We start from the raw sequence: 23,892 nt of genomic DNA on the forward strand, positions 1-23,892 counted from the left end.
GATAAGTTCAGCGGCGGCCGAAAAGGCGCGCGATCAACCACAGGGGGATGACGATGATCGCCCCGTACAGCACCCACCGGCCGACTTCCACGACGGTTTCGAAGCTGAGATCGAAGACCGACATGATCCAGTGATAGAGGCCCTCGACAAGCCCAAACGGCGTGATGCCGAGAAACGCCATGAATGCGCCGACCAGGAGAGACAGGAAGATTAGTTTCGCCAGGACGGATCCGGGGGAGCCCCCGAGAAACCGATTCATATTCGACATGCGCGCTTCCTCTTGGCCGTGCCGTGCTGGACCTCGGCCTTGGCGTGTGCTTCATCGCAAGGGTCGACGATGAACGCAACACCCTGAGTCTCTCATGATCGACCCCTCTCTCTTCGACCCGGCTGCGATCAGCGACGAAATTCGCGCCCAGAATGCCGATATCCTCGCCAGGCTCTCGAACCTGCCCGATACCTGGTCGGTCCCGCCGTCGGTGGTAAGAGAGCGCCGCCGCCAGGGCCTCGGCCCGTTCCCCGCCATGGCATTGAGCGAACGGGCGAAGGTTACCGAAATCGACGGTCCCGGCGGGCCAATCCCGTTGCGGATCATCGCTCCGCCCGATCCGACGGGGGTTTATTTCCATATTCATGGCGGCGGCTGGACTTGGGGCACCGCCGACGAGCAGGACCCCTGGCTCGATCGCCTTGTGGATCGCTGCGGACTGGCCGTCGTGTCCGTCGAATACCGGCTCGCTCCCGAAGATCCCTATCCGGCGGCGCCGGATGATTGCGAGACGGCGGCCCTGTGGCTCATTCGCGAAGCGAAGCGGCGTTTCGGAACCGACCGTCTCTTCATCGGTGGTGAATCCGCCGGCGCGCACCTTGCGTCAGTCACGCTGCTGCGCCTGCGCGACAAGCATGATCTCACGCCGTTTCGCGGCGCCAACCTCTTCGCCGGTTGCTACGATCTCACGCTGACACCCAGCGTCGCCAATTGGGGAAGCGACAAGCTCATCCTGAACACGCGCGATGTCCGGATGTTCGCCGACAATCTGTGCGGGCCGAACCGCAATCGGCGGGATCCCGACATTTCACCCCTCTACGCGAATCTCAGCGGAATGCCGCCGGCTCTGTTCTCGGTGGGCACACAGGACCTGCTGCTCGACGACAGCCTTTTCATGGCCGCGCGGTGGACCTCGTCCGGCAATCGTACCGATCTCGCCATCTGGCCCGGCGGCTGTCACGTGTTCATCCGCTTCGACAGCAGGCTTTCGGAAGCGGCGCTGTCGCGGATCGACAGATTCCTGACGGCGCTTTAATCGGCGCTGGCGGGGGAGGGGCGTTGTGTGACGCCGATCTTGGCCGCGGCGATCACCGCCTGTGTCCGGCTATCGACCCCGAGCTTGTCGAGAATGGCCGAAACATGCGCTTTCACCGTTGCCTCGGAGACGCTGAGTTCGTAGGCGATCTGCTTGTTGAGGAGCCCCTCGGACAGCATGGTGAGGACGCGAACCTGCTGCGGCGTAAGAGTGCCGAGGCGGCGGACGAGGTCGGCGGTCTCCTTGTCCTCGGCGGCGTCGAGATCGACGTCGGGCGGGGTCCAGGTGTCACCGGCGAGAACTGCCTCGATGGCGCCGCCGATGCTGTCGATATCGATGGATTTCGGGATGAAGCCGGCGGCGCCGAATTCCATGGCGCGACGGATGACGGTCGCCTCCTCGGTGGCGGACACGATCACTACGGGTAGTTCCGGATGCTGGGCTCGAAGGGTCATGAGTCCCGAAAAGCCCTGAACGCCAGGCATGGTCAGATCGAGAAGGATCAAGTCCACGTCGCGCTCATGCCCCAGCACGGTGTTCAGGTCCTCCATGCCGTTCGCCTCGATCACCCGGGCTTTCGGCATGATCGAACCGACGGCCTGCCGCAACGCGCCGCGAAACAGCGGATGGTCGTCGGCAATCACGATCGTGGTGTTCTGGCCCTGCACCCTGTCTTCCCCCACGCAACCTCCTGAGCCTTAACCGGAACCGTCATGAAATAGCAAGGCAGGCCGAAAATCCACGATTTTGTCATCAAAACCCTCGTCCGGCGGCGGTCACGCGCCGATGAGGTGGAACACAATATCGCGGGTGTGCGGCCTGTCGCGATGTTCAATGAGGTAGATGCCCTGCCAGGTCCCGAGCACCATCTGGCCGTCGAGAACAGGAATGCTCAGGCTCGTTGCGGAAAGCATCGTGCGGATATGGGCCGGCATGTCGTCCGGACCCTCGGTGGTGTGAACATAACCGGCATTCCGCGGCGCCAGACGGTCGAGAACGGTCATGAGATCCTGCCGCACATCCGGGTCGGCATTCTCCTGGATGAGCAATGATGCGGAAGTGTGGCGGCAATGGATCGTCAGCACGCCCTGCAGGAGCCCTGTGGCGAGAACCCAGCGCTCGGCCGCCTCCGTCAGCTCCGTGAATCCCGGCCCTTTCGTGTCGATCAGCAGCCGTCCGGTCACTTGTTGCGTCACGCTGCCTTCGGCCAGTGTCTCGATCACCGGAGTGCTCATGGTGGTGGACCTTTCGATTGACTGTCCTTGAGCGGATGGATTTCCTTCTCGCCGCGCTTGAGAATCTTCTCCAGGGTCTCGATCCGGTCGGCCTCTCCGGCCGGCTTGTCCCAGCGAATACGACTGATGCGAGGGAAACGCATAGCGACGCCGGATTTATGTCGCGTCGAACGTTGCAAACCTTCGAAAGCCACTTCGAGGACGAGCCCCTTGTCCTTGCCGTATTCAACTTCGCGGACCGGGCCGAAACGGTTGACGGTGTGGTTGCGTACGTAGCGGTCGAGCCTTCCCAATTCCTCGTCGGTGAAACCGTGATAGGCCTTCCCCACCGGCACCAGTTCCTCGCCGTCCGGCCCGTCACGCCAGACGCCGAAGGTGTAGTCGGAATAGAACGACGAGCGTTTTCCGTGCCCGCGCTGTCCATACATCATGACGGCATCGACAAGGTATGGATCGCGTTTCCACTTGTACCAGTAACCTTTCGGACGTCCGGGAAGATACGGACTGTCCGCGCGCTTGATCATGCAGCCCTCGATCGCGTCCGCATCCAGGCCGGCGCCGACTGAATCCGGGTCGGTACGCGCCGCCGCAAGATCCTCCCAGGAGGAGAACGGCACGATGGCCGACAATTCGATACGTGGATCGTCAAGGCGCGTGACAAGCGCCTCGAGACGCTTGCGGCGCTGGGCAAAGGAGAGATCGCGCAGGTCCTGCCCGTTCTCGGTGAGAATGTCGTAGACGCGCAGATGCACCGGAAAATCAGCGATCAGTTTCGGCGTGACCGCCTTGCGATTGAGGCGCTGCTGCAGCACGTTGAAGCTCTGCACGCGTCCATCCCGCACGATCAGCAATTCGCCGTCGATCGCGCCTTCGAATGTCAGCGCTTCGACAAGATCGGGAAAGGCGCGCGAAACGTCCTCGCCAGTTCGCGAATAGATCCGCCGAACCGCTCTGCCGTCGCTTGCGAGCCCCGCCACGGCCTGAAGGCGGATGCCGTCCCATTTCCACTCGCCGACAAAATCCCCCGCATTGAGCTTCGTGAAGTCCTCGTCCTCCAGCGGGTGCGACAGCATCGGTGGACGGAACGGCGCGGGGTTGTTCGATTCCGGTTTCGGTCCACGGGCCTCCGCCCAGGCGAACAGCTCCTCGTAGGGTGCTGCGAGGCCGTGCCAGATCAACTCCACCTCATCAGGCTCGAAGCTGCCGAGTTGCGCGACGGCGGTCTTTGCAAGCCGCGCCGATACTCCGACCCGCAACTCGCGCGTAATGAGCTTGAGAAGCGCCCAGCGGCCGGTTTCATCGAGCGCGTCGAGCCACGCGGCGATACGCGCCGGGAGATCACTCTTGCTTGCTGTCGCCAATGTCTCGACCACCTCGGTGAGGGTGGGGACGTGGAGCGGCGGGTGATTGTGGCCGACCGGCGCAGGACCGCCATCGGTCGAACGGATATCGCCATCCGGTCCGGGCCAGATCAACGCGACCGTTTCCGCGAGATCGCCCACATAATTGTACGACATGCGAAACAAAAACGGGTCGGTGCGCTCCTCGACAAGGCCGCGGATCAGGCCTGCCTTGGCTTCCTTGAACATCAGCGAACCAGTGAGGGCTGCGAGCGCATATCCCCGATCCGGATCAGGCGTGTGGCTGAAATAATCGACCAGGAGCCGCAGTTTGGCGTTGCGGCGAGGTTCGTAGGCGAGACGATCGAGCAGGGCGGCGAAGCGGTTCATGGAGCGCTTTGCTCCATCGCGACCCAGGGTGTGAACGGTTCCTCGGCTTCACCTTCGTCGCCATAGCCGAGCATGTGCAGCGGGCGCGCCTGGAGGCCTCGTGTTTCGCACCAATGCACCAACGCATCTTCCTGTCCGTGCGTAACCCAGACCTCGCCGGCGCCCGTTTCGAGAATTGTGCCGCAGAGGTCGTCCCAGTCGGAATGGTCGGAGATGACCAGCGGCAGCTCGACACCCTTCTGGCGCGCGCGGGCGCGAACCCGCATCCAGCCTGAGGCGAAACAGGAAACCGGGTCGGGAAAGCGGCGTGACCAGAGGTCCTGCAGCGACGAAGGAGGGCAGACGATGATCGCGCCACCAAGGCTGCCGCGCTCGGTGGCGCCGACCTTCGGTGTGTCGCCGAGCGGCACGCCCTCGCTTTTGTAGAATTCGGTCAGGCGCTCCATCGCGCCATGGAGGTAGATCGGCCGGTCGTAACCTTCCTCGCGGAGCAGGGCCATGACCCGCTGCGCCTTGCCCAGCGCATAGGCGCCGACAATGTGGGCCCGTTCAGGAAACAACGCGACGGAATCGAGCAGCTTTTTCACCTCGTCGCGGGTGTCGGGGTGGCGGAAAACCGGCAGGCCGAAGGTCGCCTCGGTGATGAAGACGTCGCAGGGAACGACCTCGTAAGGCAGGCAAGTGGGGTCCGACGCGCGCTTGTAATCTCCCGAGACCACGATGCGTGTCCCGCCGGCCTCGATGGCGATCTGCGCCGAGCCCAGCACATGGCCGGCCGGCGTGAAGCGGACGGTGACCTCGCCGATGCGGATATCTTCGCGAAGCGGCGCAGCCTGCGTGCTCCCGGCGAAATCTTCGCCGTAGCGGATCGCCATGATCAGAACCGTCTCGCGGGTCGCCAGCACCGAGCGATGGCCCGAACGGGCGTGGTCCGAATGGCCGTGCGTGATGAGGGCCCGGTCAACCGGCCGAACCGGATCGATGTGGAAGTCGCCAAGCGGACAATAAAGACCTTGCGGGGTCTGGGTCAGGATCTCGGTGGAACGCCGTGCCATGGCCCGAGAATATAGGCGGCCAATCGGCCGTTGACAGCGCCCACCCGCTGCCGCATGCGGATACAATGTCCCATTCTGTCAGTCTTCGCACCTCCGGCGACGCCCGTGCCGACGGTCGCTACGAGTACGCCCGCGCCGCCTTCGCCGAGAAGGATTTCGTGTCGGCGGCCGATCTCGCGCAGCAAGTGCTGGAGCGGGCTCACGATTTTGCGGCGGCTCATGCCCTCAAGGGAAGGGCGTTGGCGGCGCTCGACCGGCCCGGGGAGGCAATCAATGCTCTCCACCAGGCCCTCGCGCTCGCGCCGGAGGACGAACTCGGGGTGAGACTCGATCTGGCGCGTCTTGGCGCACTCGATCCCCAGGCCGCCATCACCGATGCCTATGTGCGCGCGCTGTTCGACAATTATGCGCCCCGCTTCGATCGACACCTCACGGACGGCTTGGGGTATTGCGGGCCGGAACGGGTGATGGATGCGCTTCAGCGGGCCGGTGCCCGGGCGCCTTCGCGGTTTGCCCGGGTGATCGACCTGGGATGCGGCACGGGGCTCATGGCCAAGGCCCTGGTTGGCCGCTACGACACCATCGAGGGGGTCGACCTCTCTGGCCGCATGTTGGAGCAAGCCCGCAAGGCCGGCCTCTACACCGCCCTGCACGAGGGTCACCTGACGAGCTTCCTCAGCGAGCAAGGTGAGCAGACTGCCGATCTCGTGGTTGCGGCCGATGTGTTGATCTACCTCTCGGCTCTGGACGAAGTCTTCGCGCAATCCCATCGGGTGCTCAAGGAAGGCGGCCTGCTCGCTTATACGGTGCAGGCGCATTCCGGCACCGGGGTCATCCTCGGTGCGGATGGTCGCTATGCCCATTCCAGCGACGCCCTCTCGCGGCTGGCGGCCGATGCCGGCTTGACAAGCCTTCTGTTCGAAGAGGTCTCGGTCAGGCAGGATCGGGACGAGCCGGTGCCGGGCTTTATCGCGGTCCTCCAGCGACGGGCTTGATCTAGGCGATGGTCGGCTTTGAGGGATGCGGCGCGTCCTCGTAACAGCCGACGACCGATTGGTCGAAATCGATGATCGATCCGGTCATCAGCCCGGATTCGCGGCTGGTAAGGAACGCCACGGTGCGCGCCACTTCCGCCGGATCGAGCAGGCGGCCGAAGGGCTGGTCCTTGACCGCATTGTCGAGCCATCCGTCCTGCGCCCCATGATAGGTCCGCATGATCCGGTCTTCGCCCGGCGTGTTCATCCACCCGATATTCAGCCCGTTCACCCGGATGCGATAAGGCATCAGGCTGAAGGCGGCGTTCTTGGTCAGGGTCGCGAGCGCCCCTTTCGAGCCGCAATAGGCGGAAATGAACGGCTGGCCGCCATGAGCGGACATCGACAGAATGTTGACGATCGCCCCCTCGATCCGCTCGCGTCGCATGATCTTGGCGGCTTCCTGCATCAGGAAGAAGGGCGCACGGACATTCACCGCGAACATGCGATCGAACAATTCAGGTGACGTATCGAAAATGGTGCCGCGATCCGTCATCCCGGCCGCATTCACGAGGATGTCCACCCGACCGAACACGCTGTCGGCCCGCTTTGCGACCTCCCGCGCCTGATCCACATCGGCAAGGTCGGCGGTCACGAATTCCGTGCGGCATCCTTGCGCGCTGATCTCCGTGGCGACGGCCTTGCCGCGTTCCGCATTCCGGCCGCAGATCACCAGCCCGGCGGCGCCCCGTTCGGCCAGTGTCCGGGCAATGGTTTCACCGAGGCCCTGGGTTCCCCCGGTGACGACGGCGATGGCGTTCTGGAGCGACGAAAGGGGAGGTTTCATGGTGGGTTATCTCTTGTTGGCGTCGCGCAAGCCTGGCCCCGCCGCTGTCAGAGAGCAAGCTGCCGCTTGCGGCATCCACATCGTAAGATAAAGACTGCATGGCGAAGGCAGGATTCGTGCCTATGTTCTTGCCGATGGCCAAACCCGCGCGTTCCCTTCTTCCCCGGCATTTTCACGACTGGTTCAAATCCCGAGGCTGGGAGCCGCGCGAGCACCAGCTTGAACTGCTGGAAAAAGCGAGATCGGGCCATTCGGTCCTGCTGGTGGCGCCGACCGGGGCCGGCAAGACATTGGCGGGCTTTCTGCCGAGCCTCGTGGAATTGTCCGAAACCAGGCCCGCCAAAACCAGGAAGAGCCCCTCGCTCCACACCCTCTACATCTCGCCCCTGAAGGCCCTGGCGACCGATATCGCCCGCAATCTCGAAGCGCCCGTGCGGGAGATGGATTTGCCAATCCGCATCGAGACCCGAACCGGCGACACGCCATCCCACAAGCGCGCGCGGCAGATCGAGAAACCGCCCGATATCCTGCTGACGACCCCGGAGCAACTGGCCCTCTTGCTGGCGCATCGGGACGGGAGGGAGCTGTTCGGCGGTTTGCGCCGCGTCGTGCTCGACGAGTTGCATTCGCTGGTGACCTCGAAACGCGGCGATCTCCTGTCGCTCGGCCTCGCCCGTTTGTTCGCGATCGCCCCGCAGATGACGACGGTCGGCTTGTCGGCAACGGTCCGGGAGCCCGACGACCTGAGGCGCTATCTCGTGCCCCAGGGAGAGAAGGGTCGGCTTGCCGATCTGGTGATCGTCAAGGGTGGAGCGCACCCGGATATCCGCATGCTGGATATCGACGACCATCTGCCGCTCGCCGGGCACACCGCCGCCCTGTCGATGCCGACCATCTACGACCTGATCGGGGAACACCGGACGACGCTGGTTTTCGTGAACACGAGGCTTCAGGCCGAATATACGTTTCAGGAACTCTGGAAGCTCAACGAAGATGGCCTGGCGATCGCCCTTCACCATGGCTCCCTCGACGTGTCGCAGCGGCGGCGGGTCGAGGAGGCGATGATTGCGGGCAAGCTCAAGGCGGTGGTATGTACCGCCACCCTCGATCTCGGCATCGATTGGGGCGACGTGGATCTGGTGGTCAATGTGGGCGCGCCGAAGGGGGCGTCGCGCATTATGCAGCGGATCGGGCGCTCCAACCATCGCATGGACGAGCCCTCGAAAGCCTATCTGGTGCCCGCCAACCGGTTTGAGATCCTCGAATGCCGGGCGGCGCTCGATGCGGTCCACGAGGCGGCGCAGGATACGCCCGATGCGCGGATCGGGGCGCTCGACGTGCTTTGCCAGCACATCCTCGGGGTCGCCTGCGCCGAGCCCTTTCGCCTGGAGGAGATCTACGACGAAGTGCTCTCCGCGGCACCCTATGCGGGCCTGACATGGGAGGATTTCGAGGCCTGCGTCGCCTTTGTGGCCACCGGCGGCTATGCCCTTCGCGCCTATGAGCGGTTCGCCAAGATCGTCAAGGGCAAGGATGGGCTGTGGCGGGTCCGCAATGCCCGGGTGGCCCAGCAATACCGGCTCAATGTCGGCACCATCGTCGAGGCGACGATGATCAAGGTTCGCCTCGGTAAGGCATCCCGCGCGCGACCCGGCACCGTGCTCCCCCGTGGCAGGATCCTGGGCGAAATCGAAGAATACTTTGCCGAAACGCTGACCCCGCGGGATACTTTTCTGTTCGCAGGCGAGATCCTGCGTTTCGAAGGCATCGTCGAGGACGAGGTGCTGGTGACACGCGCCTCGGCCGGAACCGACCCGAAGATCCCCGCCTATGACGGCGGCAAATTTCCGCTTTCGACCTTTCTGGCCGCGCGCGTTCGCGCAATCCTCGCCGATCCCTTCGAATGGGATCGGCTGCCTGACCAGATGACCGAGTGGCTGCTGCAGCAGCGGCGGCGCTCGGCCGTGCCGGGCGAACGAGATCTTCTCGTCGAAACATTTCCGCGCGGCGGGCGCTACTACATGACCTGCTTCCCGTTCGAAGGCAGGCCCGCGCACCAGACGCTCGGCATGCTCCTGACGCGGCGAATGGATCGCGCCGGTCTGAAGCCGTTCGGCTACGTCGCCAACGATTACGGTCTTGCCGTCTGGGGAGCGGTCGATGTTGCGGCGCGTGTTGCACGGGAGCCAGGCTTCCTCGATGACCTGTTTGCCGAAGACATGCTGGGCGACGATCTCGAGGATTGGCTGGCCGAAGCGGCGCTGATGAAGCGCACGTTCCGCCAATGCGCTGTCATCGCGGGGCTGATCGAGCGGAAATTTCCCGGCCAGCAGAAGACCGGGCGTCAGGTCACGATCTCGACCGATCTGGTCTATGACGTGCTGCGCCGGCATGAGCCCGATCACGTGCTTCTGCGCGCCGCGCGGGCGGATGCGGCAACAGGGCTTCTCGACGTGAGGCGCCTTGGCGTGCTGCTTCGACGGATCCGGGGGCGAATCATCCACAAGCCGCTCGACCGGGTTTCTCCCCTGGGCGTGTCCGTCATGCTGGAGATCGGCCGCGAACGCGTCTATAGCGACGATGCGGACGAGATCCTCGCAGAAGCGGAGGCGACTCTCCTCGACGAGGCCATGGCGTGACCGCATTGCTCAAGATCAAACACGCGACCAGCGAGATCGCGGTGCAGGGCTGCGCCATGGTGCTTGATCTGACGGGGGCGATCTATCTTCCGGAGCACGATGTGCTGCTCGTGGCCGACCTTCATTTTGAAAAAGGTTCCTCGTTCGCCCTTCGCGGCATGATGCTGCCGCCCTACGACACCCGCGAAACCCTCAAAGCCTTGTGTGCCGCCGTCGCGCGGTTCGATCCGCGGGTGGTGATCGCCCTGGGCGACAGCTTTCATGATATCGGCGGTCCGGACCGGCTCGGGGACGCCGAACGCTCGACCCTGGCTGACGTTCAGCACGGGCGGGACTGGATCTGGGTCACCGGCAATCACGACCACACTCTTCCGGCGAGCATCGGCGGAGAGGTCGTGCATGAAATCGAAGTTGGCCCGCTGACGCTGCGTCATGAGCCCGTCGAAGGCGCCGGTTCGGAAATTGCCGGCCATTTTCATCCCGTCGGAAAGGTGGTGATGCGCGGCCGCTCGACCCGTCGCCGTTGCTTCCTGACCGATGAAGCCCGCTGCATCATGCCGGCGCTCGGCGCCTATGCGGGCGGCCTGAACGTGTGTGATCAGGCGTTCGTTCCACTCTTCCCCGTCGGGTTTACCGCGCATCTCATCGGGACCGAGCGCATCTTCGCGATTGCGCGCGCGATGCTCTGCAGGGATTGAGCGGCAAACCCTCAATCCCGTCTGAAGATGACGTTGGCGATCCAGCCGAAGAGCAGCGCCAGGGACGCGGTCGAGAATCCATAAAGCCAGCTCCAGTCGTGCGCCGCCTCGCCGACCTGTTGCTCGAACCCCGTCTTGACCAGTTCGAAATGCGTGAGGGTCCGCGCCAGGATCACCGTATCGGCAAGCAGCGTCACTTCCACGTCGTAGTTTCCCGGCGGCGCGGTCGGGGCAAGGGGGATATTGGCCTTGAAGATCGTCGGCGTCAGAAAGGCCACGGCGCGATCATCCTCGACATAAAGCCCTTCCTGCTTCTTCAATCGAAGCAGGGCCTCCCGGAACGGCTCATCGGCGCCCTTCCGGTCATTGGTGAAGTCGGGCGAATTGATGATTGCCCGCAGGCCGATCTTCTGCCGTTGCCGCAACTGATCGCTGGTGATCTCACTGATCGGCTGGGAGCTCAGGACGCTGAGATAAGCAGGCGCATTGGGGAACTTTTGCTGTTCCCGATTGAGCCATAAGGGGCCGAAGCGTTCCTTTTCGCGGACCACCAGGTATTGCGGGGGACCACGCACGGTGACGACTGCGTCATAGCCTGTCCCGCGCGAGATCGTCTGCGCGTCGCGCTCGATCGCGCCGAACAAGGCGATGGAGGTGCCGGTATAGTTGGAGTTGATCAGCACACGGTGGCTCGACAGGGACGTGACGAGCGTTTCGGCGGAGGCGCTGCCGAAGCTCAACACGAGAAGGAGGAGCGAACCGGCGAGCCTCACGTGCGCATCTCCTGCGTGGTTATCGAGAAGATTTCGTTTGGGGTGAGGACGAGTTCAAGGGAGAAGCGGATGCCGACCGCCAAAAGCAGGAGCGCGAGGAGGAACCGGAAAAGCTCCGCTCTCAGGTTGCGACCGGCCCGGGCGCCGAACTGGGCGCCGAAGACGCCCCCCGCGATGAGCAGCATTGCCAGCACGATATCGACGGCCTGGTTTGCCACCGCATGCAGGACCAGTGATACCAGCGTCGTGCAGACGATCTGGAATTGCGACGTGCCGACGACGATGCTCGTGGGGACACGGAAGATGTAGAGCAAGGCCGGCACCATGATGAACCCGCCGCCGATCCCCAGCAAAGCGCCCACAAAGCCGACGAAGAGTGCAAATCCGAGGATCGGAATGACGCTGGCATAGAGTTTCGAGCGGTAGAACCGCATGCGCATTGGCCAGAACAGATACGGTGCGTGCTCACCCGCCTGCCGTTTGACCCGCACGACACCGCCGCGCCGTTTGGTCCAGAACTCCCTGACGCTTTCCTTGAGCATCAGGCTTCCGACGACCATGAAAAGCGTCACGTACGAAACCACAATGACGAGGTCGAGTTGACCTGCCCGGCGCGCCGCCGCAAAAAACCACACGCCGAGCGCGGACCCGACGAAGCCGCCGGCGACCAGCACGCCTCCAAGCTTCAAATCGAGGGCGTTGCGACGAAGGGCGTTGAGAACGCTGGTGGTGGACGAGGCGACGATCTGGGCCGATTGCGTGGCGACCGCTACGGCCGGCGGAATGCCGAGGAAAATCAACAGCGGCGTCATCAGGAAGCCGCCGCCGATACCAAACAGGCCAGAGATGAAACCGACCGCTGCACCCATTCCAAGGATCAGGAGAACGCTTACGGGCATTTCAGCGATAGGCAGATAAATTTGCACCCCGGTTCCCCTATGGCCGGTGCAGCCACGACGGTTGTTGAGAGTTTCGCCCAGCGAGCCTTAAGGATCGCGTCCTGAACGAAAGCTGACCGGATGGGCGCTTTCTCACGTCTTTCCGGCCAATGGAGGCTCGATCCCTGCCGTACGTTCGTCGCCGGACCACTCGACCTCGTTGGCGGCGCGGTCGATCGGTCGCGCACGCCACCGTTCGGAGAGCAATTTCGCGGCGGCGAGCGCGGGCGGCGCCAATCGTTTGGCGATCTCGTCGCGCTTGTCGGCGGCTTCCGCGTCGCCCTGCCGTGCCGCGACGTCAAACCACTGATAGGCACGGGGAAGGTTGCGGGGCGTGCCGAGGCCCCGAGTCAGAAGGACGCCAAGATTGAACTGGCTGTCCCGCAATCCGCCTTCGGCCGCTTCCGTGTACCACCGGAACGCCGCTGCATAATCCGGGTCGCCCCGAGAGGCGAGAAGGGTGGCAAGGCGGTGCATCGCCTGCACATTGCCGCCTTGGGCCGCCCGCTCGTACCAGCCTATTGCGCGCGGCAGATCCCGTTCGACGCCCAAGCCCTGTTCGTAGATCGCGCCTACACGCTGCTGCGCCGGCGCGAGACCGGCCTGCGCCGCCCGTTCGAACAGTTGCGCGGCGTCCGCTCGATCATGCGGGCGGTCGAGGCGATTTGCCATTTCGTAAAGAGCGATGGGGTTTCCCGTGGAGGCCGCGCGCCGCAATGCGTCCGGAATCGCCCTCGGCAAATCGGCGAAAGCGGCGGCGTCGACGGGTATTGCGGTCGCCGGCAGGCTTGGCGCCTGGATGAGCGATGCGCTTTGGTCCGTTGTCGGCCGAACGGCTTCGGGCGCGATATCCGCGACCGGCGCAACCGTTCCGGATATCGATGCATGGGACCGGATTGCCACAGTCCCAGTCACCAGTCCAAGCAGCGCGACACTGAAGAGCAATGGCCGGCGTTGGCCCTCGAAGGTCTTGCGGATGCGCTCGATCAGCGAAGGCGTCGATAGCGGATGGGCGTCCGAGGGCGCCGTCTCGGCGCCTCCCTTCGGAGAGGCGGCAAGCTCATCCGGGGCCTGCGGCTCGGCCTCGCTCGCGGTATTCGGTTGCGAAGCCCTGCGGGCGGCCGCAATGAAGCTGGCGCGGACATTGCCGAGATCGGGTTCCTGCCCGGAAATGCTCGTCAGCACCCTGCGTTGTTCCGGACTGACGCCGCCTTGGGCGGGGGCGGAACCAGAATTGCCCGAGGTTGCCGAAACCTCCTCGATCTGGGAAAGGGCGGCCGCATGGAGGCGTCGAACCGCCGCCTCGAGCCGGTCAGCCGGTTGCTGTCGGTCGTGAGACTTGGCGAGTATCGGCGCCCGCGCCGCGAGGTCCTGATCGGCGAAACGCGCCACGAGCACCTCCAAAGCCTCGTGGACAGCCCGAAGGGTTTGGTGGGTCTTGCTGTCGGCGCGGTTCTGCAGCGACTTCAACTCCGCGAAGCCATGCTTGAGCGCCGCAACCTCGCCCGATGCGATGTCGCTTCCGGGCCGAATTTCGCGGATTGCGGCTTTCGCCGCCTGCTCGGCAATCGCCGCCGCCTCGTCTTGGAGCGCCTTGAGCGAAGGGGGCGATGCTGTCGCTTGGAGCTTGTCGTGAAGCGCACGGACCAGCAATTCCACACGCGACGTGTCGGCTCGTTCGCCGATCTGGCGAAGATCGGTCTCGAGCGCCTCGAACCGCTCCCACAGAGGAACCTGCACCGAAGAGGCCTCGAGCGCCTGTCCGATCTGGCTCGAGAGACGATCGAATTGCGCCTGAACCGTCTCGTTTTCCTCAAAACGCCGTTCAGTGGCGGAGGCCATGCGTTCGGTCAGAAGCGTCAACTGGGCCGCAATCGGTTCGAGATTGGCGGGCTCGCGTTCCGGCCGGCGGGCGAGGGCGTCAAGCTTGTCGCCGAGACCGCGGATCTGGTCCGGGACATCGTTCGCTTCCTGGCGGGCGACACTGTCGGCAAGCGCGCCGCAGACCTTTTCGAGCGCTGTTCTCAGGGAGGCAAAATCCGCGCGCCCGACCTGGGTCGAGCGCAGTTCGGCGATCTGGGTCGTCAGCGCCGCGACCTCGATCGACAGGCGCTCGATCTGCCGCGGCTCGGCGCGATTGGCGAGGTCGTGCCGCATGTCGACGATCTGGCTGCTGAGAAAATCGATAACCGACCGGTCGACGCCGCTCTCCGCCAGCCGATCGATCTTGCGCTCGATGCCTTCGATCTCCGCCCCGATCCTGACATGGACGCCGTGCCTTAATTCGTCCGAAAGATCGGCGACTTGGCCGTGCAGCGTGGCAATGGAACCCGCAAGCGTCAGCACGGCGGTGCCCGACGGCCTCTTGTCGAGGTCTCTCGAAAGACCCTGGAGGCTGCCATTGAGGGCTTCGAGCTCGTCTCGGGTCGCCAGGGCGGCGAGAGCCACTTTCAGGTCTTCGATCTGTGAACCAATGCTGTCGACCGCGGGGACCCACGGGGCTGCGGATGGCTGATCGAGGCGTTCGGCCAACCGGGAGACGTCCGTCCGCAGACCGAGCAGGGTATCGGCGAGCGGAGACAGGACCTTGGCCGCCTCCTCGACCGGGAACGCGATCCGGGCCGGCGCTCGCTCGCGGCGTTCCACCGCGTCGAGGCGGTCCTTGAGCGCCGAAAGAGCATCAGACATGGCCGAGGCCATCCGGTTCTGCGAATCTGCCGAATGGCGCACGGAATCGTCGAGCCGTTCTTCGGCCATCGCGATCCAACGGGCGAGTGATTCGACGGCGCTGGCGGGCCGCGCAGGGGCGTCGGTCTCGTCTTTGGCGGGTCGCCGCGCAACCTGCGCCATCCGGTCGATAATCGCGTCCAGGTTGTCGGCGCTAGTCCGGCGCTCAGCAGACGGGGCCTGGCGCGCCAGGCGATCAGCCAGAATCTCGCCGACCCAATCCTCGAGGCGCAAGCCCGCTCTGCGCGCAGCTGCCTCCGCCGCGTGACGGGTCACCGGGTCGAGCTCTTCGAGGTTCGCGAGAACGGGTCGTCTCATGGCCGCGCCTGCGGGGATTGATTTTTCCGACAGCGGCGCGGCCCCACACCAAGCGTCCGTCGCGGCGGCAGGCCAATCCCCGGGGCGGCGAAGTGCGGGACTTCGGGAATCAGCGAGCCGACGCCTCAGCTTTCGCCGGGCGTGGTAAAAAAGCCGTTAAGGTGAGGACATTTAAGCCGATGCGGGGCCGTGAAACCGTCCGCTCTTTCCTTTTCGGTATCCCGCAGCGAAACGCTGCTTCGGCGCAATGTAACTTTGAATCGTCGGGTCTTGCGATTACCGCGATTTATGTTATGAAGTATCAAAATCGATGTGGTGCGGGCCGCGTAAGCGGCTGCTCGTACAAGAAGACCGTTTGATGGGGATTTTGATGACCAGTGCAATGCATGAAAGCTTTGGCGGGGCCAAAGAGGCTGCTGTGCCGACGGAGAGCGATCGCTCCTTCACGATCGGCGATCTCGCCCGCGAGTTCGGCGTCACTCTCAGGACGCTCCGATTTTACGAGGATCGCGGGCTCCTGTCTCCGCGGCGCGACGGCACCGCACGCATCTACGATTTGCGGGATCGCGACCGTCTCTCGGTGATCCTCAAGGGCAAGCAGCTCGGCTTCACCCTCACGGAGATCCGCGCCATGCTCGCCGAGGATCGGATCGCCGACGGCGCTGCCGCGAACCTCAACCTGTCGCTCGACAAGATCGAAGACCAGATCCGTCACCTGGAGCAGCAGCGGGGGGAAATCGACGAAGCGTTGGTGGAGCTCAGAAGCCGGCGCGCCAGCCTCGCCGTCGCTGCCTGAGGCACCTTTTTCCTCGCAACCGCGGCGCTTTCTGACCAGCGGAAACCCCTTACCTCTGAGTCTCGTGGCTTGTGGCCATGTTTCGCATGGCCGATGGTCGCCGCCCTGCTCAGGCGGTGGCGGTCGCTCCATGATGAGCCGAATCCGCTTCAAGTTGAGAGCAGGGCTTGTGCCACTCGTAATGCTGGCGAGACGAGGTTGTGGCTTGCTCAATTTCGCGCGAGGGCTGGTTAGCGGTCCTTTGGCTATTCGTCACTCCGACAAAGCGGCGCGCAATCTATACCCAGCCTCACTTTTGCGTAATGTCGCCTCAGGCTATTCTGAATACCCTGCGGTGGAGATTTTGCAGCATGGCGAAGCTCGTCTTTGGAATGAACCAGTCCCTGGACGGCTACGTCGACCACCTGGAGATGCAGACAGGCCCCGCGCTCTTTCGTCATTGGATCGAGCAAGCGCGCGACCTGACGGGCAGTGTGTACGGTCGCCGCATGTACGAGATCATGCGTTATTGGGACGAAGACCGTCCTGAGTGGAGCGCGGAGCAACGCGAGTTCGCGGCGGCGTGGCGGCGCCAACCGAAGTGGGTCGTGTCGCGCTCGTTAAAGTCCGTCGGCCCCAACGCCACACTTGTCGAGGATGACATCGAGGCGGTGATACGTGGCCTGAGGGCCCGGCTCGTCGGGGAGATTGCAGTTTCCGGACCAGACCTAGCACGAAGCCTCACCGACCTTGGTCTTGTTGATGAGTATCGACTCTACTTCCATCCCGTCGTGCTCGGTCGCGGCAAGCCATTCTTCGCCGGCCCGCGGCCACCACTCCGCCTTGTTTCCACCGATCACGTTGGCGAGGATGTGATTAGGTTGACGTACGTTCCCGCTTAGTCGCGCGTCTCGCCAGGCGGACTGCGCCGAAGCGCGCCAGACGTGCTTCTGGGGCTGTTGCGGTCGCCAACGATCACCTGCAGGCACTTGCGATCGACGGTGATGCCAGTGCGCGCCCTGAAGACTCGCACGCCGACGAACTCGTGAGAATCTTGCACCATGGCACCCTCGGGCGCCCAAAGCGCAGGCCGCCCCTTCCCAACCACAGCTCGATAGTTTATATATGAACTATCTTTTCGGCAGGTCGTTCACCTGCTGATTCCGGCACGCGATGTGGGAGATGCTCCATGCCCGTCTACAAGGCGCCCGTTGACGACGTCATGTTTCTTCTGAACGACGTTTTCCCCATCGAACGGCACAACAACCTTCCGGGTTTCGCCGATGCATCCCCCGAGACGGTCGAGGCGATCCTGACCGAGGGTGCGAAACTCTGCGAGGAGGTATTCGCACCGCTCAATCTGCCGGGCGACCAGGAGGGTTGCGTCCGGAACGCCGACGGGTCGGTGACGACGCCGAAGGGCTTCAAGGCAGCCTACGACGCCTATGTAGCCGGCGGCTGGATGGGCCTTTCCATGCCCGAGGCTTTCGGCGGGCAAGGCCTGCCGACGACGCTCAACGTGATCCTGCAGGAATTCCAGTCCTCCGCCAATCTCGCCCTCGCCATGTATGCGGGCCTCACCCAGGGAGCCATCGCGGCCCTGCTGCAGCACGGGTCCGAGGATGTGAAGCAAACCTATGTGCCCAAGATGGTGGCGGGGACCTGGACCGGCACCATGAACCTCACGGAGTCCCATTGCGGCACGGATCTGGGTCTTCTCAAGACCAAGGCCGTGCCGAACGGCGATGGCTCCTATGCCATCTCCGGCACCAAGATTTTCATCTCTTCAGGCGAGCATGATTTTGCCGAGAACATCATTCACCTCGTGCTCGCTCGCATTGAGGGCGCTCCCCAAGGCACGAAGGGCATTTCGCTCTTCGTCGTGCCGAAATTCAGCGTGAGCAACGGCGTGCCGGGTGAACGCAACGGCGTCTCCTGCGGCTCCATCGAGCACAAGATGGGAATTCACGGCAACGCCACCTGCGTGATAAATTACGATGGCGCACAGGGCTGGCTCATCGGTGAGGAAAATCGCGGGCTTAACGCCATGTTCGTGATGATGAACGAGGCCCGGCTCGCGGTCGGCGTACAGGGTCTGGCGCAATCCGAGGTCGCCTACCAGAACGCCGTCGCCTATGCGAAGGAGCGGCTGCAGGGCAGGGCGCTGACGGGCCCGGCATTCCCCGACAAGCCGGCGGACCCGATCATCGTCCATCCCGACGTGCGCCGTACGTTGTTGTCCATCAAGGCTTTCAACGAGGCGGCGCGCGCGCTTCTCGTCTGGACCGCGCTCAAAAGCGATGTCGCCCACCGCTCGTCAGACGCCGCCGAACGCCAGGCCGCGGAGGACCATATGGGCCTGATGACGCCTGTCGCCAAAGGCGTCCTGACCGATCTCGGCTTCGACAATGCGGTGAAGGCGCAGCAGATGTTTGGCGGGCATGGTTACATCGAGGAATCCGGCATGTCGCAGTTCGTGCGCGACGCCCGGATTGCCATGATTTACGAAGGCGCCAACGGCATCCAGGCGATGGACCTCGTCGGCCGCAAGCTCGGCAAGGATGGCGGCCGCGCCATGATGGCCTTCTTCAACGAAGTCGCGGCGTTCTGCCAGCAAAACGCCGACGACGAGGGCATGATTGCCTTCACTGCTCCGCTCCAGAAGGGGCTCGCCGATCTGCAGCAGGCGACCATGTGGTTCATGCAGAATGCGATGGCGAAGCCGGACAATGCCGGCGCCGGCGCCACCGACTACATGCACCTCTTCGGCCTTGTCGCCATGGGTTATATGTGGGGCCGAATGGCAAGAGCTGCGATCGACACGAAAGCGCGCGGCGAGGGCGACGAGGCGGCGATGGATGCCAAGCTTCTCACCGGACGGTTCTACATGGAACGCCTGATGCCCGACACCGCCTCGCGCCTTGCTTGCATCACCACCGGCGCAGATGTCACCATGGCGATGCCGATGGAAGCGTTTTGAACCGACGAGCAGCGCGGCCGGAGTCGCCGCTGCCGGCGAGTGCCCTATTCTGAAGACAATCCCGGGCTTCGCTTGGCGGGCCCGGTACGATGAAAAAAGCCCCGGGAGGCCCCTATGCCTGAAGCCTACATCTTTGATGCGGTTCGCACGCCCCGCGGGCGCGGCAAGGCCGATGGTGCGCTGCATGAGGTCACGACCGTCGATCTCGCGGTCACGGCCCTCGATGCCATTCGCCGACGCAACGACCTCAATCCCGAACTCGTCGAGGACGTCGTGCTCGGTTGTGTCGATCCGGTCGGCGAAGCGGGCGGCGACATCGCCCGCGCGGCGGTGCTGAAGGCAGGCTTCGGCAAGGAAGTGCCGGGCGTGCAGATCAATCGTTTCTGCGCCTCCGGCCTCGATGCAGTGAATCTCGCGGCCGCGCAGGTGATGGCGGGGATGAAGGACGTTGCCATCGGCGGCGGCGTCGAATCCATGAGCCGTGTCGGCATGGGAGCATCGGGCGGCGCGTGGCCGGTCGATCCCGGCGTCGCGATCGCCAATTATTTCCTGCCGCAGGGGATCTCGGCTGATCTGATCGCGACCAAATACGGCTTCTCCCGTGACGATGTCGATGCTTACGCGGTCGAGTCGCAGAAGCGCGCGGCGCGGGCCTGGGATGAGGGTCGTTTCGACAAGTCGGTGATCCCGGTCCGGGATATCAACGGCCTTACCATTCTGGCCAAGGACGAGCATATGCGGCCCTCGACCGACATGCAGTCGCTAGGCCAATTGAAGGCCGCTTTCGTCCAGATGGGCGAGATGGGCGGCTTCGACGCGGTGGCGATCGCGGCCCATCCGGATGTGGAATTCGTCAACCATGTCCACCATGCCGGCAATTCGTCGGGGATCGTGGATGGTGCGTCGGCGGTTCTCGTCGGCAGCGAAGAGGGCGCACGCAAAGCCGGCCTTAAGCCGCGTGCCAAGATCAAGGCGTTCGCGTCGTTGGGCTCCGATCTCGCGCTCATGCTTACGGGACCGATCGAGGTGTCCGAGCTTGTGCTCAGGAAAGCCGGCATGACGACGGACGACATCGATCTCTTTGAGATCAACGAAGCCTTCTCGGCCGTCGTCCTGCGCTACATGCAGGCGATGAAGCTCGATCCAAGCAAGGTGAACGTCAATGGGGGCGCCATCGCCATGGGTCACCCGCTCGGCGCAACCGGCGGCATGATCCTCGGCACGGTGCTCGACGAGCTCGAACGGACGGGCAAGAAAACGGCGCTGATCACGTTGTGCGTTGCGGCCGGCATGGGCACGGCAACGATCATCGAGCGCGTATAAGGCGAGGCGGGAGAACGATCATGACGACATTCACCAATTTCCGCTTCGACCTCGACGAAGACGGCATCGCTCTCGTGACATGGGACATGCCGGATCGCTCGATGAACGTCATCACCCCGGAGGTCATGGACGAGTTGTCCCGGATCGTCGAGACCGTTGCGACGGATGGGGCCATCAAGGGCTGCGTGATCACCTCCGGCAAGGATTCGTTTTCCGGCGGCGCCGATCTCGCCATGCTGCAAGGGCTCGGTGCAGAGTATGGGCGCCTCAGGAAAGAGAAAGACGAAGAGGAGGCCATGCGGTTCTTCTTCGATGAATCGCGCAAGCTGTCGCACCTGTACCGACGTCTCGAGACCTGCGGCAAACCCTTTGCCGCCGCCATCAACGGCGTTTGTCTGGGCGGTTCCTTCGAGTTGGCGCTCGCGTGCCACTTTCGCGTCGTAGCGGACAACGATGCGACGCGCGTGGGGCTGCCTGAGATCAAGGTCGGCTTGTTTCCCGGCGCAGGGGGAACGCAGCGCGTCGCTCGCCTGATGCCGACCGGCGACGCCTTGCAGATGCTGTTCAAGGGCGAGCAGCATCGGCCGCTCATGGCGCGCAACATGGGATTGGTCCATGCGGTTGCGCCGCGCGACGAGATCGTCAAGGTGGCGAAGGACTGGATCAAGCAGGGCGGATCGGCCGTAGCGCCGTGGGACGAGAAGGGCTTCAAGCTGCCCTCCAACAAGGTTTATTCCGCAGCCGGCATGCAGATCTGGCCCGCCGCCAACGCCATCTACCGGCGCGAGACGCAAGACAACTATCCGGCCGCCTACGCCATTCTCGAGGCCGTCTATCAGGGGCTCCAGCTCCCGATGGATCAGGCATTGATCGTCGAGTCGCGCTGGTTTGCGAAAATCCTGCGCTCGAAGGAAGCAGCGGCCATGATCCGCACGCTCTTCCTGTCGATGCAGGAATTGAACAAGGGCGCGCGCCGTCCCAAGGACGTGCCGCCGACGGAGTTGAAGAAGGTCGGCATCGTCGGCGCGGGCTTCATGGGCGCCAGCGTCGCCTATGTGACGGCCAATGCGGGCATCCCCGTCGTGCTCATCGACCGCGACATGGAAGCGGCGGAGAAGGGCAAGGCGCATTCGCACAAGCTCATGTCCGACCAGATCATGAAGGGGCGCGCGAAGACGGCCGACCGGGACGCGCTCCTTGCGCGCATCACGCCCTCCGCCGATTACAACGACTTGAAGGATTGCGATCTCGTCATCGAGGCGGTGTTCGAGGATCCGAAGGTCAAGGCCGAGGTCATCCAGAAGGTCGAAGCCGCGATCCGACCGGATTGCATCTTCGCCTCGAACACGTCGACGCTGCCGATCTCCGACCTGGCAAAACATTCGAAACATGCCGATCAATTCATTGGCATCCACTTCTTCTCCCCCGTCGAGAAGATGATGCTGGTCGAGGTCATCCTCGGCAAGGAGACCGGCGACAAGGCGCTCGCAACGGCGCTGGATTATGTGCGCGCCATCAAGAAGACTCCGATCGTGGTGAACGACTCACGCGGCTTCTTCGCCAATCGCTGCGTGCTGGCCTACATCCTCGAAGGGCACCTGATGTTTGTCGAAGGCGTGCCGCCGGCGATGATCGAGAATGCCGGCAAGCAGGCCGGCATGCCGGTGGGACCGCTGTCGCTCAACGACGAGGTCGGCGTCGATCTCGGCCTCAAGATCCTGAAGGCAACCAAGGCGCAGCTCGGCGACGCTGCCATCGTGCCCGAGCAGGAGGCGCTGCTGACGCAGCTGGTCGAAGCCGAGGGACGCTTCGGTCGCAAGAACAAGAAGGGCTTCTACGATTACCCGGAAGGCGGCTCGAAACGACTCTGGCCCGGTCTGGACGCGTTGCAGACGAAGCATCTCGATGCCGAATTGCTCGATATGGGGGAATTAAAGCAGCGCCTTCTGGTGACGCAGGCTCTTGAGGCCGCGCGCACTGTGGAGGAGGGTGTCATCACCGATCCGCGCGAGGCCGATGTGGGTTCGATCCTTGGTTTCGGTTTCGCGCCCTACACCGGCGGGGCCCTCTCCTATATCGACTTCATGGGCGCCAAGATCTTCGTGGAACTGTGCCGGAAGCTGCAGGGCAAATATGGAGATCGCTTTGCGCCTCCGAAGATCGTGCTGGACATGGCAAGTTCGGGCGAAACATTCTACAGCCAGGCGGAACGCAAGAAGAAAGCAGCCTGAACCATCCCTTGCCCACGGAAGGATGCTGCGCATTGGTGCAGCATCCAAGCTGACGAGAGCACCCTATGAAATCGCATCTGCGGCGAATGGCCGAATACAACACTTGGTGCAATCGGCGGATCTATGATGCCGTCTCACATCTCAGCGATGCGGAATATCGAGCGGATCGCGGCGCGTTCTTCAAGTCGATCCATGGAACGCTCAATCATCTGCTGGCAACCGATCGCATCTGGATGAAGCGCTTCACCGGCGAGGGCGATGTGCCGACGCGCCTGGATGCGATCCTGTTCGATTCGTTTGCAGACCTTCGCGATGCGCGGGAAGCGGAGGACGCTCGCATCCTCGCCTACGCGCAGGGGCTGACCGAGGAGGCCATGGCCCGACGCTTCCGCTACAGCATGATTTCCGATCCCACGGAAGTGGAGGAACCGCTCGCCCCCGCGCTGTTTCATGTCTTCAACCATCAGACCCACCATCGCGGGCAGGTTCATTGCATGCTGACCGGACTGGGATATGAGGCGCCGTCGCTGGATCTCATCCGGTTCGAGCGCCAGCGAAACGCGGCCGTGTGATTCTGCGGGTCGCCAGGGAGGCGACCAAGGGTGCTTCCGCCTTCCACGGTCCAACAGGCGTTGAAGAACCGCCGCCGATGGGCCAGACTTGCGACGACGCCCGCTCAGCAGAGAAGCGAAATCCGCCCATGCCCCGCAAGATCGATTACTATTTTTCCCTCATGAGCCCCTGGGCCTATATCGGCCACCTGCCTTTCATGGAAATCGTCCAGCGGCATGGGCTCGAGGTCAATTACAAGCCCGTCTTCCTGGGACGCGTCTTTGCTGAAACGGGCGGACTGCCCTTGGCCCAGCGTCACCCGGCGCGGCAGCGATATCGGCTGGTGGAGCTTCAACGCTGGCGCCAGAAGAGGGGCCTTGCCTTCAATCTTCAGCCGAAATACTGGCCGTTCGACGTCACTCTTGCGGATCGCTGCATCATCGCCCTTTCGGTGGCGGACCAGGATCCCGATCCCTTCCTCAGGCTCGCCTACGCGGCGATCTGGGAACATGATCGTAATCTCGGTGACGTCGGCGTCTTGCAGGAACTCGCGGAGGAAGCCGGAATGGATGCCGGCTCCATGCTCGAAATCGCCCAGGGCAGCACCGCGGAGGCCTTCTACGCGATCAATCTCGAGAACGCTGTTGGGGCGGATGTATTCGGGTCTCCGGCCTATGTGCTCGACGGCGAGGTGTTCTGGGGACAGGACCGGCTCGATCTGCTCGACGATGCGCTGAGGAGTGGCCGTCCGGCTTTTCGGCCGAACAACGTCAACCGGGAGACCGCCTCGTAG

General features: G+C 63.6%; 21 protein-coding genes. 11 read left to right on the forward strand and 10 right to left on the reverse strand.

Annotated elements, in window-relative coordinates:
• Positions 1 to 7: 7 nt before the first annotated feature.
• Positions 8 to 268 (reverse strand): DUF6460 domain-containing protein, encoded by a 261-nt coding sequence (locus FEZ63_RS16215; RefSeq protein ID WP_150946335.1) that lies wholly within the window; start codon positions 266 to 268, stop codon positions 8 to 10.
• Between the two features lie 94 nt (positions 269 to 362).
• On the opposite strand from FEZ63_RS16215, the gene FEZ63_RS16220 reads away from it, so the two are divergent.
• Positions 363 to 1,304 carry an alpha/beta hydrolase gene (locus tag FEZ63_RS16220; protein ID WP_150946337.1) on the forward strand — a complete coding sequence of 314 codons (942 nt, stop codon included), beginning with the start codon at positions 363 to 365 and terminating at the stop codon, positions 1,302 to 1,304.
• Here FEZ63_RS16220 and FEZ63_RS16225 read toward each other — a convergent pair.
• The 4 genes from FEZ63_RS16225 to FEZ63_RS16240 all read right to left on the reverse strand — a co-directional run bounded on the left by FEZ63_RS16225 (position 1,301) and on the right by FEZ63_RS16240 (position 5,324).
• Positions 1,301 to 1,987: a response regulator gene (locus FEZ63_RS16225; RefSeq protein WP_244622830.1), complete on the reverse strand. Its 687-nt coding sequence runs from the start codon at positions 1,985 to 1,987 to the stop codon at positions 1,301 to 1,303. The two genes, FEZ63_RS16220 and FEZ63_RS16225, sit on opposite strands and share 4 nt — an antisense overlap.
• 93 nt (positions 1,988 to 2,080) lie before the next feature.
• Complete coding sequence (locus tag FEZ63_RS16230; RefSeq protein WP_150946340.1) at positions 2,081 to 2,539, reverse strand: secondary thiamine-phosphate synthase enzyme YjbQ; 459 nt, start codon at positions 2,537 to 2,539, stop codon at positions 2,081 to 2,083.
• Complete coding sequence (locus tag FEZ63_RS16235) at positions 2,536 to 4,269, reverse strand: cisplatin damage response ATP-dependent DNA ligase (RefSeq protein ID WP_150946342.1); 1,734 nt, start codon at positions 4,267 to 4,269, stop codon at positions 2,536 to 2,538. Before FEZ63_RS16235 ends, FEZ63_RS16230 begins: the two co-directional genes overlap by 4 nt.
• The gene (locus FEZ63_RS16240) at positions 4,266 to 5,324 is read right to left on the reverse strand and encodes a ligase-associated DNA damage response exonuclease (RefSeq protein ID WP_150946344.1); all 1,059 of its coding nucleotides are present in this window, start codon (positions 5,322 to 5,324) and stop codon (positions 4,266 to 4,268) included. Before FEZ63_RS16240 ends, FEZ63_RS16235 begins: the two co-directional genes overlap by 4 nt.
• A gap of 65 nt (positions 5,325 to 5,389) precedes the next feature.
• On the opposite strand from FEZ63_RS16240, the gene FEZ63_RS16245 reads away from it, so the two are divergent.
• Positions 5,390 to 6,319: a class I SAM-dependent DNA methyltransferase gene (locus FEZ63_RS16245; RefSeq protein ID WP_150946346.1), complete on the forward strand. Its 930-nt coding sequence runs from the start codon at positions 5,390 to 5,392 to the stop codon at positions 6,317 to 6,319.
• A gap of 1 nt (position 6,320) precedes the next feature.
• Here the strand turns inward: FEZ63_RS16245 and FEZ63_RS16250 are convergent, their stop codons facing one another.
• Positions 6,321 to 7,145, reverse strand: coding sequence for an SDR family oxidoreductase (locus FEZ63_RS16250; RefSeq protein ID WP_150946348.1), 825 nt, complete (start codon positions 7,143 to 7,145; stop codon positions 6,321 to 6,323).
• Between the two features lie 122 nt (positions 7,146 to 7,267).
• Here FEZ63_RS16250 and FEZ63_RS16255 point away from each other — a divergent pair, with 122 nt between their 5' ends.
• Both FEZ63_RS16255 and pdeM read left to right on the forward strand, forming a co-directional pair.
• Positions 7,268 to 9,784 (forward strand): ligase-associated DNA damage response DEXH box helicase, encoded by a 2,517-nt coding sequence (locus tag FEZ63_RS16255; RefSeq protein ID WP_244622831.1) that lies wholly within the window; start codon positions 7,268 to 7,270, stop codon positions 9,782 to 9,784.
• On the forward strand, positions 9,781 to 10,482 hold the full coding sequence (gene pdeM, locus FEZ63_RS16260) for a ligase-associated DNA damage response endonuclease PdeM (RefSeq protein ID WP_150946350.1): 702 nt from the start codon (positions 9,781 to 9,783) through the stop codon (positions 10,480 to 10,482). The genes FEZ63_RS16255 and pdeM overlap by 4 nt, the downstream gene beginning before the upstream one ends.
• An 11-nt stretch (positions 10,483 to 10,493) precedes the next feature.
• On the opposite strand, the gene FEZ63_RS16265 is transcribed toward pdeM, so the two are convergent.
• From FEZ63_RS16265 to FEZ63_RS16275, 3 genes are all read right to left on the reverse strand, one after another.
• Positions 10,494 to 11,255 (reverse strand): TIGR02186 family protein, encoded by a 762-nt coding sequence (locus FEZ63_RS16265; RefSeq protein WP_150946351.1) that lies wholly within the window; start codon positions 11,253 to 11,255, stop codon positions 10,494 to 10,496.
• Positions 11,252 to 12,181, reverse strand: a complete 930-nt coding sequence (locus FEZ63_RS16270) for a sulfite exporter TauE/SafE family protein (protein ID WP_150946353.1) — start codon at positions 12,179 to 12,181, stop codon at positions 11,252 to 11,254. The genes FEZ63_RS16265 and FEZ63_RS16270 overlap by 4 nt, the downstream gene beginning before the upstream one ends.
• Before the next feature lie 105 nt (positions 12,182 to 12,286).
• The gene (locus FEZ63_RS16275) at positions 12,287 to 15,238 is read right to left on the reverse strand and encodes a tetratricopeptide repeat protein (protein WP_150946355.1); all 2,952 of its coding nucleotides are present in this window, start codon (positions 15,236 to 15,238) and stop codon (positions 12,287 to 12,289) included.
• 370 nt (positions 15,239 to 15,608) lie between these two features.
• On the opposite strand from FEZ63_RS16275, the gene FEZ63_RS16280 reads away from it, so the two are divergent.
• Together FEZ63_RS16280 and FEZ63_RS16285 are read left to right on the forward strand one after the other, a co-directional pair.
• Positions 15,609 to 16,034, forward strand: a complete 426-nt coding sequence (locus FEZ63_RS16280) for a MerR family transcriptional regulator (RefSeq protein WP_244622832.1) — start codon at positions 15,609 to 15,611, stop codon at positions 16,032 to 16,034.
• 350 nt (positions 16,035 to 16,384) lie between these two features.
• Entirely contained in the window at positions 16,385 to 16,915 is a 531-nt protein-coding gene (locus tag FEZ63_RS16285) for a dihydrofolate reductase family protein (RefSeq protein ID WP_150946358.1), read from the forward strand.
• Here the strand turns inward: FEZ63_RS16285 and FEZ63_RS24835 are convergent.
• Positions 16,912 to 17,076, reverse strand: coding sequence for a hypothetical protein (locus FEZ63_RS24835; RefSeq protein ID WP_153245860.1), 165 nt, complete (start codon positions 17,074 to 17,076; stop codon positions 16,912 to 16,914). The two genes, FEZ63_RS16285 and FEZ63_RS24835, sit on opposite strands and share 4 nt — an antisense overlap.
• A 126-nt stretch (positions 17,077 to 17,202) precedes the next feature.
• On the opposite strand from FEZ63_RS24835, the gene FEZ63_RS16290 reads away from it, so the two are divergent.
• The 5 genes from FEZ63_RS16290 (at position 17,203) to FEZ63_RS16310 (ending at position 23,892) form a co-directional block, all read left to right on the forward strand.
• Positions 17,203 to 18,993, forward strand: coding sequence for an acyl-CoA dehydrogenase C-terminal domain-containing protein (locus FEZ63_RS16290; RefSeq protein ID WP_150946360.1), 1,791 nt, complete (start codon positions 17,203 to 17,205; stop codon positions 18,991 to 18,993).
• A gap of 114 nt (positions 18,994 to 19,107) precedes the next feature.
• Positions 19,108 to 20,316, forward strand: coding sequence for an acetyl-CoA C-acetyltransferase (locus FEZ63_RS16295; protein WP_150946362.1), 1,209 nt, complete (start codon positions 19,108 to 19,110; stop codon positions 20,314 to 20,316).
• A gap of 20 nt (positions 20,317 to 20,336) precedes the next feature.
• On the forward strand, positions 20,337 to 22,547 hold the full coding sequence (locus tag FEZ63_RS16300) for a 3-hydroxyacyl-CoA dehydrogenase NAD-binding domain-containing protein (RefSeq protein WP_150946364.1): 2,211 nt from the start codon (positions 20,337 to 20,339) through the stop codon (positions 22,545 to 22,547).
• A gap of 65 nt (positions 22,548 to 22,612) precedes the next feature.
• On the forward strand, positions 22,613 to 23,119 hold the full coding sequence (locus tag FEZ63_RS16305; RefSeq protein ID WP_150946366.1) for a DinB family protein: 507 nt from the start codon (positions 22,613 to 22,615) through the stop codon (positions 23,117 to 23,119).
• Positions 23,120 to 23,247: 128 nt separating this feature from the next.
• Positions 23,248 to 23,892: a 2-hydroxychromene-2-carboxylate isomerase gene (locus FEZ63_RS16310; RefSeq protein ID WP_150946368.1), complete on the forward strand. Its 645-nt coding sequence runs from the start codon at positions 23,248 to 23,250 to the stop codon at positions 23,890 to 23,892.

Origin of the sequence: Microvirga brassicacearum (genome assembly GCF_008757455.1) — a bacterium.
GTDB lineage: Bacteria > Pseudomonadota > Alphaproteobacteria > Rhizobiales > Beijerinckiaceae > Microvirga > Microvirga brassicacearum.

Excerpts from the sequence above, each read along its gene's own strand:
- FEZ63_RS16215 (WP_150946335.1), bottom strand. The coding sequence starts at position 268 with ATGTCGAATATGAATCGGTTTCTCGGGGGCTCCCCCGGATCCGTCCTG.
- FEZ63_RS16220 (WP_150946337.1), top strand. The coding sequence starts at position 363 with ATGATCGACCCCTCTCTCTTCGACCCGGCTGCGATCAGCGACGAAATT.
- FEZ63_RS16230 (WP_150946340.1), bottom strand. The coding sequence starts at position 2,539 with ATGAGCACTCCGGTGATCGAGACACTGGCCGAAGGCAGCGTGACGCAA.
- FEZ63_RS16235 (WP_150946342.1), bottom strand. The coding sequence starts at position 4,269 with ATGAACCGCTTCGCCGCCCTGCTCGATCGTCTCGCCTACGAACCTCGC.
- FEZ63_RS16240 (WP_150946344.1), bottom strand. The coding sequence starts at position 5,324 with ATGGCACGGCGTTCCACCGAGATCCTGACCCAGACCCCGCAAGGTCTT.
- FEZ63_RS16245 (WP_150946346.1), top strand. The coding sequence starts at position 5,390 with ATGTCCCATTCTGTCAGTCTTCGCACCTCCGGCGACGCCCGTGCCGAC.
- FEZ63_RS16250 (WP_150946348.1), bottom strand. The coding sequence starts at position 7,145 with ATGAAACCTCCCCTTTCGTCGCTCCAGAACGCCATCGCCGTCGTCACC.
- FEZ63_RS16255 (WP_244622831.1), top strand. The coding sequence starts at position 7,268 with ATGTTCTTGCCGATGGCCAAACCCGCGCGTTCCCTTCTTCCCCGGCAT.
- FEZ63_RS16275 (WP_150946355.1), bottom strand. The coding sequence starts at position 15,238 with ATGAGACGACCCGTTCTCGCGAACCTCGAAGAGCTCGACCCGGTGACC.
- FEZ63_RS16280 (WP_244622832.1), top strand. The coding sequence starts at position 15,609 with ATGACCAGTGCAATGCATGAAAGCTTTGGCGGGGCCAAAGAGGCTGCT.
- FEZ63_RS16285 (WP_150946358.1), top strand. The coding sequence starts at position 16,385 with ATGGCGAAGCTCGTCTTTGGAATGAACCAGTCCCTGGACGGCTACGTC.
- FEZ63_RS24835 (WP_153245860.1), bottom strand. The coding sequence starts at position 17,076 with ATGGTGCAAGATTCTCACGAGTTCGTCGGCGTGCGAGTCTTCAGGGCG.
- FEZ63_RS16290 (WP_150946360.1), top strand. The coding sequence starts at position 17,203 with ATGCCCGTCTACAAGGCGCCCGTTGACGACGTCATGTTTCTTCTGAAC.
- FEZ63_RS16295 (WP_150946362.1), top strand. The coding sequence starts at position 19,108 with ATGCCTGAAGCCTACATCTTTGATGCGGTTCGCACGCCCCGCGGGCGC.
- FEZ63_RS16300 (WP_150946364.1), top strand. The coding sequence starts at position 20,337 with ATGACGACATTCACCAATTTCCGCTTCGACCTCGACGAAGACGGCATC.
- FEZ63_RS16305 (WP_150946366.1), top strand. The coding sequence starts at position 22,613 with ATGAAATCGCATCTGCGGCGAATGGCCGAATACAACACTTGGTGCAAT.
- FEZ63_RS16310 (WP_150946368.1), top strand. The coding sequence starts at position 23,248 with ATGCCCCGCAAGATCGATTACTATTTTTCCCTCATGAGCCCCTGGGCC.